Raw genomic sequence first — 10,788 nt, 5'->3', positions numbered from 1 at the left:
TGACTTCATCGAGCTTTTCAACTAGGTTTTCTGCATAAGTGATATCATGTCGTTGTCCTTCAGAAAGCTCAAAACAAATAGGCAAACCACCACTATCAACCGCAAGATGAATTTTAGTTGAATGACCACCACAGCTCTGACCTATTTGCTCACAATGCTCCGTTGCAGCGCCTGTACTGTGTTGATGAGCCCTGATAATTGAGCCATCTAGGAACACCCATTCAAAATCCGCTAGTTGTGATAAATGTTTGAAAATATCAACTAATATTCCTTTTTTAGACCACAAATTAAATCGTCTATAGACGGTGCTCCATTCACCGAACTCTTTTGGCAAATCTCGCCAAGCAATACCGCCGGTTCTCATTCGGAAAAGGATCCCTTCAAACGTCATCCGATGCTCGGATTTATTATAAACTCGGCCGGTATTTTTCATTATTTGTAGTAGCTTTTCCCACCGTTTATCTGTTAGCATTGTTCTTGGCATGATGAATCGAGTTATGGTTGTTTTTTGCAGAATTATTATAACTCACATCATGCCGTCTAAAAAATAATCACGGAAGATCAACACGCTCTAATCTTTATCTACATAAAGATTCTATAAAAAGAGGTTTATTTTCATAACACACTTTTATTTTCTGTAAAAAAGATTATCTTATTAGACACTTAAGATAATTTTCCCCTAATTGATTAAAAAATGAAATTATATGGCCTTTCTAACACTAAAATTAGCTGTGCATTGATATCTGCATGTATAAGTACCCCTTACAACACTACTCGTTTTATAAAAGATTTAATTGCCGGAATAACTGTTGGTATTATAGCAATACCATTAGCAATGGCACTGGCAATCGCTAGTGGTGTACCTCCTCAGCATGGCCTATATACTGCAATTATAGCGGGATTTGTAATTGCATTAACAGGTGGTTCAAAGTTTAGTGTTTCTGGGCCTACAGCAGCCTTTGTAGTTATTTTATATCCTGTATCATTACAATATGGATTATCGGGGTTATTTATTGCAACATTACTGTCTGGTATATTTCTTGTATTAATGGGATTGATTCGATTAGGTCGATTAATTGAATATATCCCATTACCGGTTGTATTAGGTTTTACTTCAGGCATTGCTATCACTATCGCGACCATGCAAATAAAAGATTTTTTTGGTTTAACGCTTGAACATATGCCAGAAAGTTATATTAGTAAAGTTATTGAACTAATTAAAACGCTACCAACTATTAATATTGCTGACACTATGGTCGGTGTAGTAACACTGACTGTGTTAATCGTATGGCCAAAACTAAGGCTTAAAATATCAGGACATTTACCGGCACTGATTGCTGGCGTTATTGTCATGTTTATTTTTAATCAATTTGGCTATCAAATTGAAACGATTGGTTCACGATTTACCTATACACTAGCTGATAATACGATAGGTCATGGCATACCCTCTGTATTACCAGAATTTGTTTTACCTTGGCAGCATGCTGAATTTAATTGGGATTGGTCAACACTGACCGCCTTATTACCGATTTCGTTAACCATGGCAATGTTATGCGCAATTGAATCACTACTTTGTGCTGTCGTATTAGATGAAATGACACACACTAAACATCACTCAAATAGCGAACTGATTGGCCAAGGGTTAGGAAATATTATTGCACCCTTTTTTGGTGGCATTTCAGCAACAGCAGCTATCGCGCGGTCGGCGGCAAATGTCAAAGCCGGTGCAACATCGCCGATTGCTGCCGTTTTGCATTCACTCGTTGTGTTACTTGCACTAATTTGCTTTGCACCTGCATTATCGTTTATCCCACTTTCTGCTATGGCGGCATTGTTACTTATCGTCGCATGGAATATGAGCGCGGTTCAACGCGTCATTTATATTATAAAATATGCGCCAAAAGATGATATATTGATTATGCTTATTTGCATGTCGCTCACAGTACTATTTGATATGGTGATTGCAATTACACTTGGGATTGTGCTTGCATCAATTCTATTTATGCGCCGTATTGCTCGAATGACTCGCTTAGTTGAGCTAAATCGCAGTGACGATAAAACTTTAGTGTTACGTATTAATGGGCCACTGTTTTTTGCTGCTGCTGAACGCACATTTTTAGAGATCTATCAAAAGATTAATGGATATAAGCACATAGTGCTACAATGGGATGCTGTACCTATTCTTGATGCTGGTGGGCTCAATGCTTTAATACATTTTATTGATGAACTACCTGAAGATGTTGATTTATCAATTTGTGAGTTACAATTTCAACCACTAAAGACACTAGCTCGTGCAAAAATAGTTCCTATTTCTAATAAACTGATGTTCTATTCAACATTAGATGAAGCACTGAAAGATAAAACTAAGCCTTAATAACTAATTCACTGTGCAGTGAAAGTTTGAATAAAACTAATTACTGTGCAGTAAATTGAGTCTTGACTATCTTTTTTCATTTCCTAAATTATTTTTGATATGTTGTGAACTTAAAATCGGGTAAACTAACAAATAAACTATCAATTAGCTGTAGAAATTCCATAAGCAAAGTAGATAATGTAATGAATGAACAATTAAAAACTAATAACCCAAATATCAACACCAAAAGAGCCATTCGTAGTTTTGTTTTGCGGCAAGGTCGTTTAACAAAAGGCCAAGAACAGGCATTAATAAGTTTATGGCCGGTATTTGGTATTAAATATGATGCAAATTCACCAATAGTTTTTGAATCTAACAAACAGGCTGTTCTTGAAATTGGATTTGGTATGGGTGCTTCGTTAATTGAAATGGCTAAAAATGCACCTGATAAAAATTTTTTAGGAATCGAAGTCCACAAACCCGGCGTTGGTGCTTGTTTAATGGCAATTGAAGAAAATCAATTATCAAACTTAAAAGTGATGTGTCACGATGCTGTTGAAGTATTAGAAAATATGATCCCTAATCATACATTAGACAAAGTACAAATTTTTTTCCCTGATCCTTGGCATAAAGCAAGACATAATAAGCGCCGCATTATTCAACCCCAATTTGTACAGTTAATTCGACAAAAATTAAAATTAGGTGGGATTTTGCATCTAGCTACTGATTGGCAACATTATGCAGAACATATGTTAGAAGTTTTAACCCAAGCGGAAGGATTTGAAAATTTATCACCAACGGGAGATTACATTCCTAGACCAGATGATAGGCCAATTACAAAATTTGAAAAGCGAGGGAAAAATCTTGGTCATGGTGTTTGGGATTTGCAATTTATGAAAAAATAATGGATAAATAGCAATCCATTAAGGAACCATTATACAAAATGAAATAATTGATTTATTACCGTCGCCCTGTTGAAGCTTATAACTCAACCCCATTAACACAGGTAAAAATAATCTATTATTCAAGTAGCACGATTTTATTTTAGATTATCTACATAAATAAGGTTGGTTCAAAAATGATAAACAAGCACTACCAATTAGATAAAATTGTTATATTAAGTCGTCATGGTATTCGCACACCGTTACAAAATACACTTGAACTTCTTGAACAAGCAACACCATTTAAATGGCCTAAATGGCAACACCCTTATGGTTATTTAACAACCCGAGGGGGTGCTTTAGAAGTCTATTTTGGACACTATTTATCACAATGGCTTGAAACCCATAACATAAAACTTTCGGTAATTGCTCCAAAAATATTTGTTTATGCTAATAGCCTACAAAGAACAGTCGCAACCGCACAATTTATTATTGCCGGTGCTTATGCAGGTTATGATATTGCAATTAACCATAAATATCCAATCGAAAAGATGGATCCTATTTTTGATCCAAGCCTAAGAGATGATTCACCAGAATTAAAACAAGCAGTATTACATGACATTGAACAAACCAATCAAGTAGAGTCCATTTTTAAAAATTTAGCTTCCGCTTATGAAGTTTTATCTGATATTTTAGATTATCGACATTCAACATTATATGCTAAACACCAATGCCCATTAGCTGATATTCCGCTTAAGCTTCATCTGGAAAAAAATGAAGAGCCAGCATTACTTGGCGCACTAGCGATAGGCGCATCAGCGGTTGATGCCTTTTTATTACAATATTATTCAGCATTTCCTAAAGAACATATTGCATGGGGAAGAATAAATGACTTAGCCCAGTGGCAACAAATCGTTCAGCTTCGTAATCAATATATTAATTTAATATGCCACACTAAAACACTGGCAAAACATTCTGCTACGCCCATCATCAATACTATAGACAATCTTATGCAACAAGATAATACAGTAAACTTACTTGTAGGGCACGATAGTACAATTGCATCATTGCTAGGGGCATTAGAGTTTGAAACTTATCAACTACCAAAGCAATTTGAAAGCACACCAATAGGTGGAAAAGTCGCTTTACAACGTTTTCGTCACCTATCTACCGGAGAATACTTTTTTAAAGCTGAATATATTTATCAAAGCTTTGAACAACTCCATAATGGACAAGTACTGAATGCGGATAATCCACCACAGCATTATCAACTTCAACTAAAAAATGCAGCGATTAATAATGAGGGTTATTATAGTTGGTCAGATTTTGAGGAACGAATAAAATCTTTCAAAATTAACTAATTATCGTTAAATTATTCAATGTCGCCTAAAATTGAATAAGCTAATAACGATAAACAAACAAAGATTATAATAACAAAAATTTTGTTAAAAACTTTCAGGAAAGGTATTCGTTTCAGTATAAAACAAACACGAAATGTAATCGATTTTAAGAAAGATTGCGTTTTATTGGCTAAAATCTATTCTAATTAATTAACCTAAATCTTCTTTTTAAGTAAACCACTCATAAATCATGATGGTTATTATCATAAAAAGATTAAGATTATACATAAACACACACCTTTCCTGAAAGTTTTTGACAGAATCAATTATAACACTTAATGTAAACGATTTCATAAAATGTTATCTAGATCACTTTTTACAACCTTCTTTAATGTTATTATCTCTTTTAACAAATAATTTTCCTAATCTTAAAAAAAATGTAATCGATTTCTAAATGGGTGTGTTAATCATTTAAAGCCTAACAAAGGAAGTTCATTATGAATCAAAAAACAAAATTATCACTAAGTAATAAGAATTATTGGGTATTTAGTATCTACTTCTTTCTTTACTTTTTTATTATGGGCGCATATTTCCCATTTTTTCCTGTTTGGTTAAAAATGAATGGTCTAGATGAAGCAAATACTGGATACGTTTTTTCATTTATTTCATTATTTGCGCTTTTTTTTCAACCTTTGTTTGGATTGATTTCTGACAAATTAGGATTAAAAAAACATCTTCTTTGGGCTATCACACTACTTCTTGTACTATTTGGTCCATTTTTTATCTTCGTTTTGGGACCATTACTTCAATTTAATGTTACCTTGGGCGCAATTGTTGGAGGGCTTTATCTTGGTATGGTTTTTAGTGGTGGAGCACCAGCCATTGAAGCGCTTGTTGAAAAAATCAGTCGGCGCAGTGGATTTGAATTTGGTCGTAGCCGTATGTTTGGTTGTTTTGGTTGGGCAATTTGTGCTTCATTTGTGGGAATTATGATTTCTAAAGATGTCAATGCTGTTTACTGGTTATGTTCAGGATTTGCATTGATTCTTTTATTTTTAGTCAAAATTGCTGATCCAGCAAAAACAACAACGACTGAAGTTGTTGAGCAAATGGGGCTAAATAAACCTGAACCATTTAATTTAAAACTTGCCATTAATTTGCTAAAAATGCGCAAAACCTGGTTTTTTATGCTATACATTATTGGCGTTGCCTGTACTTATGATGTATTTGATCAACAATTTGCTAACTTTTTTACCTCATTTTTTTCTAGTGAACAAGCCGGACGAGAAGCATTCGGTTATGTCACAACGCTTGGTGAGTTTTTAAATGCCACTGTTATGTTTTTTGCACCACTGATTGTAAAGAAAATTGGCAGTAAAAATACATTACTTGTTGCCGGCACTATTATGTCTATTCGTATTACGGGATCGGCATTTGCTAGCTCAGCAGTTGAAGTTGTTATACTCAAAACTTTGCATATGTTCGAAGCACCTTTATTACTTGTTGGCGCTTTTAAATATATTACTAAACACTTTCCTATTCGCTTATCGGCAACTGTTTACTTAATTGCATTTTGTTTTGCAAAACAATTATCTATCATGTTTATGTCCACTTTTGCGGGGTTAATGTATGTTAAAATAGGTTTCGAAGGAGCATATTTAATCCTTGGCTTGATCGCATTTAGTTTTACGCTTATTTCATCCTTTACATTATCAGGGCGTGGACCATGGGATCTGTGGAAACATAAAAGCAGTGAAGGGTCTGAAGATTAGCAGACACTCACTATAACTATTATTGAATTAGATGAAGGTTTTATTATGAAAATATTAGTAACTGGTGGTTGTGGATATATAGGAAGTCACACATGTGTTCAACTAATTAAATCTGGCTACACACCAATTATTATTGATAATTTGTTTAACAGCAAAGCATCAGTACTAGATAGAATGCAAAAAATTACTGGGCAATCTGTCATTTTTTATCAAGGCGATGTATGCGATGAAAAACTATTAACTAAGATTTTTTCAGAACATGACATTAAAGCGGTGATCCATTTTGCTGGTTTAAAAGCAGTCGGTGAATCGGTTCACAAACCGCTAGAATATTATGAAAATAATGTTTACGGCAGTATTGTACTAATGAAGGCAATGCGAGCTGCAGGCGTTAAACAGTTAGTATTTAGTTCGTCGGCCACTGTTTATGGCGAACTTGCTCCTGTACCTTATGTTGAAACATTACCACAAGGTTTACCAACTAGCCCATATGGAAAAAGTAAATTAATGGTAGAGCAATGTATTATGGATTTGGCCGTTGCTGAACCTGATTGGTCACTGACTTTACTACGCTATTTTAACCCTGTTGGCGCACACCCAAGCGGATTAATGGGTGAAGATCCACTTGGTATTCCTAATAATCTTATGCCTTATATTACCCAAGTTGCTGTTGGCAAACGTGAATCATTAGCTGTTTTTGGTAATGATTATCCAACAACGGATGGCACTTGTGTTCGTGACTTTATCCATGTTGTTGATTTGGCCGATGGGCATATCGCAGCACTCAAAACCGATCAAAATAAAGCTGGTGTGCATATTTACAATTTAGGCTCAGGTGTTGGTTATAGCGTATTACAAGTCATTAAAGCTTTTGAAAAAGCATCAGGAAGACCTCTTAATTGGCATTTTGCTCCAAGACGAGCAGGTGATTTACCAGCATTCTGGGCTGATGCGAATAAAGCTGAGCAAATATTAGGTTGGAAAACCAAACTCACGCTTGATGACATGGTAAAAGATTCATGGAATTGGCAATCAAATAACCCTCAAGGCTATCCTGATTAATAATACATTTCATAAAACATACAAAATTAACAGAAGAGGCAAAAATGGATATTTTTAACCCAGTTGACCATCCTCATCGTCGTTATAATCCATTGACCAACCAATGGGTGCTTGTTTCACCTCATAGGGCAAAACGCCCATGGCAAGGACAACAAGAAGTATTAAACGAAGAACAAAAACCAAGTTACGAACCAACTTGTTTTTTGTGCTCAGGTAATAAACGGGTAACTGGAGATATCAACCCTAATTATAAGGGAACATTTGTTTTTACAAATGATTTTGCAGCACTAATGGAAAATACACCAGAATCTCCCAAAAACACCGATCCATTATTCCAAATGCAAAGTGCAAAAGGTACTAGTCGAGTTATCTGTTTTTCACCCGATCACAGCAAAACATTACCTGAACTTGATTTACCAGCAATTGAAGGAGTAATTAAAACTTGGATAAAACAGCAGCAAGAGTTAGGCGAAAACTATCCTTGGGTACAAGTGTTTGAAAACAAAGGATCAGCAATGGGGTGCTCTAACCCTCACCCACATGGGCAAGTTTGGGCTAATAGTTTTTTACCGAATGAAATTGTGTGCGAAGATCTAAATATGCGTAATTACTTTGAAAAGTATCATCGCAATTTATTGGTTGATTATGCCCAAAAGGAACTTATTAATCGTGAACGAATCGTTGTAGAAACTAAGTATTGGCTAGCCGTTGTTCCTTTTTGGGCAATATGGCCATTTGAAACCTTATTATTACCAAAAATTCACATTCCACAATTAACCCAATTAAATGACGAACAACAAAGTGATTTAGCTATTGCGCTCAAAAAATTAACGAGTCGCTATGATAATTTATTTCATTGTTCTTTCCCATACTCTATGGGCTGGCATGGTGCGCCATTTATACAAGATAAAAATGATTATTGGCAAGTACATGCACATTTTTATCCCCCTTTATTACGTTCCGCCACAGTAAAAAAATTTATGGTAGGTTACGAAATGTTAGCCGAAGTACAACGTGATTTAACCCCAGAGCAAGCAGCTGAAAGATTACGTAACGTTAGTGATGTGCATTATAAAGACAAAAAGGATAAATAGATGAACGCATTAATCAAAGCAACTACACAAGCATTTGAATCTAAATTTGACTATAAACCCGATACACTTATACAAGCCCCCGGTCGTGTAAATTTGATTGGCGAGCATACCGATTATAATGATGGTTTTGTTTTACCTTGTGCTATCAATTATCAAACGATAATAAGTTGTCACAAACGTTCAGATAATCTTATTCGAGTTATTGCGGTTGATTACGATAATCAACAAGATGAATTTTCTTTAGATTCTCCTATTGAAAAGCATTCGGATTATATGTGGGCTAACTACATACGTGGAGTGGTAAAACACTTAAAAAAATATGCAAATAATATCCATGGCGTCGATTTTGCTATTAGTGGAAACGTTCCTCAAGGGGCAGGACTAAGTTCATCAGCATCTCTAGAGGTTGCGGTAGCTAAAATGTTCCAAGTCCTTTACAACTTGGCTTTAGATGGCACCAAATTAGCATTAATTGGTCAAGAGGCTGAAAACCAATTTGTTGGTTGCAATTGTGGCATCATGGATCAACTAATATCCGCTCTTGGACAAAGCCAACATGCATTGTTAATTGACTGTCGTTCATTAGAAGTTAAACCTGTCTCAATTCCTAAAGATTTTGCTGTGGTTATCATCAATTCAAATATCAAACGTGGATTAATTGATAGCGAATATAATACCCGACGCAAGCAATGCGAGGCCGCAGCTAAAGCGCTTGGTGTAAAAGCATTACGTGATGCATCGTTAGATGATTTAAAACAAATTGAAAGTACGCTCGATCCAATTGCTTATAAACGTGCTCGCCATGTGATAACTGAAAACGAACGGACGATAAAAGCAGCCCAAGCCCTTACAAATGGTGATTATAAATTATTATCAAATCTAATGGCACAAAGCCATAATTCCATGCGCGATGATTTCGAAATTACCGTACCTGCTATTGATTACCTTGTTGAAATTATCCACAATGTTATTGGTGAACAAGGTGGCGTACGTATGACTGGAGGAGGCTTTGGTGGTTGTGTGGTCGCTTTAGTGTTAAAAGATAAAGTTGACGATGTTAAAACGATAGTTAACCACAATTATGTTAAAAAGTTTGGTATTAAAGAAGACTTCTATATCTGCCACCCAAGTGAAGGAGCTAACGTGATATGCCTATAAAACAGATAATCACACTTTCAAACAAGCACGGTATGCAAATTAAACTATCAAACTGGGGTGCCACGTGGCTCTCTTGTATATTGCCTGTTGATGGACAAAACCGTGAAGTATTACTGGGTTGCCAAACTTTCGAACAATATGAAAAGCAAGATGCTTATTTAGGTGCTACAATTGGCCGATACGCTAACCGTATTGCCAATGCGACAATTGATATTGACAATAGACACTACCCACTTGTGGCTAATCAAGGTGTAAACCAGTTACATGGAGGCAAGTTAGGTTTTGATAAACAACTATGGCACATTCAATCTCAATCTGATCAACAAATCACATTTACTTTAACATCCCCCGATGGCGATCAAGGTTTCCCCGGTGAACTTAATGTTGAAGCTATCTATCAATTGACTGATGACAATAAAGTTGTTATCAAATTTAAAGCAACAACAACCAAAACAACGCCAGTTAACTTAACCAATCATGCTTACTTTAATCTGGATGGAGAAACTAGCAAAGATATCCTTAATCACTCCTTGCAAGTTAATGCCAACTTATACCTACCTGTTGATAGCAATGGTATTGCGAGTAATGATTTGGTTTGTGTTACCCAAAATGATATGGATTTGCGTAAACCAAGGCTAATATCTGACAGATTATTAGCAAGCCTTGATCGACAAATTACTAGCGGTTACGATCACGCTTATTTATTGGATAAAAATCAAGCTATAGCCGCTCAGCTCATTTCATCTGATAAAAAAGTAACAATGAATGTTACTACAACCAAACCTTCATTACAGATTTATACAGGTAACTTTTTACAACATACACCAAACCGGAATAATAGTGAATATGGAAATTTTGCTGGCATAGCATTAGAAAGCCAATTTTTACCGGACAGCCCTAATCACCCAGACTGGCCACAACCAAGCTGCTTTTTACAACCAAAACAAATATATGAACATCACACTGCTTACCAATTTTTTATAAATTAATAAGTTACTTGACTTAATTATTGCCGTATATTAATAACATCTAGTTTTTTCATGTTTACATTACTAGAAATCCAGTAAATTGAGCAAAAGAATTTTGCACGGCTAAACTAACAATCCTAAGTAAAATTAGGTATGATAC

General features: G+C 35.4%; 9 protein-coding genes. 8 read left to right on the top strand and 1 reads right to left on the bottom strand.

Annotation, left to right across the window (positions count from 1 at the left end):
* Positions 1 to 484 (bottom strand): IS5 family transposase (locus GA0061080_RS05870; protein WP_167349191.1); only part of this gene is annotated, 484 nt, incomplete at its 3' end.
* Positions 485 to 694: 210 nt separating this feature from the next.
* On the opposite strand from GA0061080_RS05870, the gene dauA reads away from it, so the two are divergent.
* From dauA to galM, 8 genes are all read left to right on the top strand, one after another.
* Positions 695 to 2,374, top strand: coding sequence for a C4-dicarboxylic acid transporter DauA (gene dauA / locus GA0061080_RS05865; protein WP_091122550.1), 1,680 nt, complete (start codon positions 695 to 697; stop codon positions 2,372 to 2,374).
* A gap of 182 nt (positions 2,375 to 2,556) precedes the next feature.
* A complete protein-coding gene (gene trmB / locus GA0061080_RS05860) occupies positions 2,557 to 3,258 on the top strand; it encodes a tRNA (guanosine(46)-N7)-methyltransferase TrmB (protein WP_091122546.1) in 702 nt (233 codons plus the stop codon).
* Positions 3,259 to 3,431: 173 nt separating this feature from the next.
* Complete coding sequence (locus tag GA0061080_RS05855; protein ID WP_091122543.1) at positions 3,432 to 4,595, top strand: histidine-type phosphatase; 1,164 nt, start codon at positions 3,432 to 3,434, stop codon at positions 4,593 to 4,595.
* 476 nt (positions 4,596 to 5,071) lie between these two features.
* Entirely contained in the window at positions 5,072 to 6,346 is a 1,275-nt protein-coding gene (locus GA0061080_RS05850) for an MFS transporter (protein ID WP_091122539.1), read from the top strand.
* A gap of 45 nt (positions 6,347 to 6,391) precedes the next feature.
* Entirely contained in the window at positions 6,392 to 7,408 is a 1,017-nt protein-coding gene (gene galE, locus GA0061080_RS05845) for a UDP-glucose 4-epimerase GalE (RefSeq protein ID WP_091122536.1), read from the top strand.
* 44 nt (positions 7,409 to 7,452) lie between these two features.
* On the top strand, positions 7,453 to 8,502 hold the full coding sequence (galT, locus tag GA0061080_RS05840; RefSeq protein WP_091122533.1) for a galactose-1-phosphate uridylyltransferase: 1,050 nt from the start codon (positions 7,453 to 7,455) through the stop codon (positions 8,500 to 8,502).
* Positions 8,503 to 9,660 carry a galactokinase gene (gene galK, locus GA0061080_RS05835; protein WP_091122529.1) on the top strand — a complete coding sequence of 386 codons (1,158 nt, stop codon included), beginning with the start codon at positions 8,503 to 8,505 and terminating at the stop codon, positions 9,658 to 9,660.
* Positions 9,651 to 10,649: a galactose-1-epimerase gene (gene galM, locus GA0061080_RS05830; RefSeq protein WP_091122526.1), complete on the top strand. Its 999-nt coding sequence runs from the start codon at positions 9,651 to 9,653 to the stop codon at positions 10,647 to 10,649. Before galK ends, galM begins: the two co-directional genes overlap by 10 nt.
* The last annotated feature ends 139 nt before the right edge of the window (positions 10,650 to 10,788 follow it).

The organism is Gilliamella intestini (genome assembly GCF_900094935.1).
Taxonomy (GTDB): Bacteria; Pseudomonadota; Gammaproteobacteria; order Enterobacterales; family Orbaceae; genus Gilliamella; species Gilliamella intestini.
The sequence above is the reverse complement of the archived record's forward strand: the minus strand, read 5'-3'. Positions and strand labels throughout refer to the sequence as shown.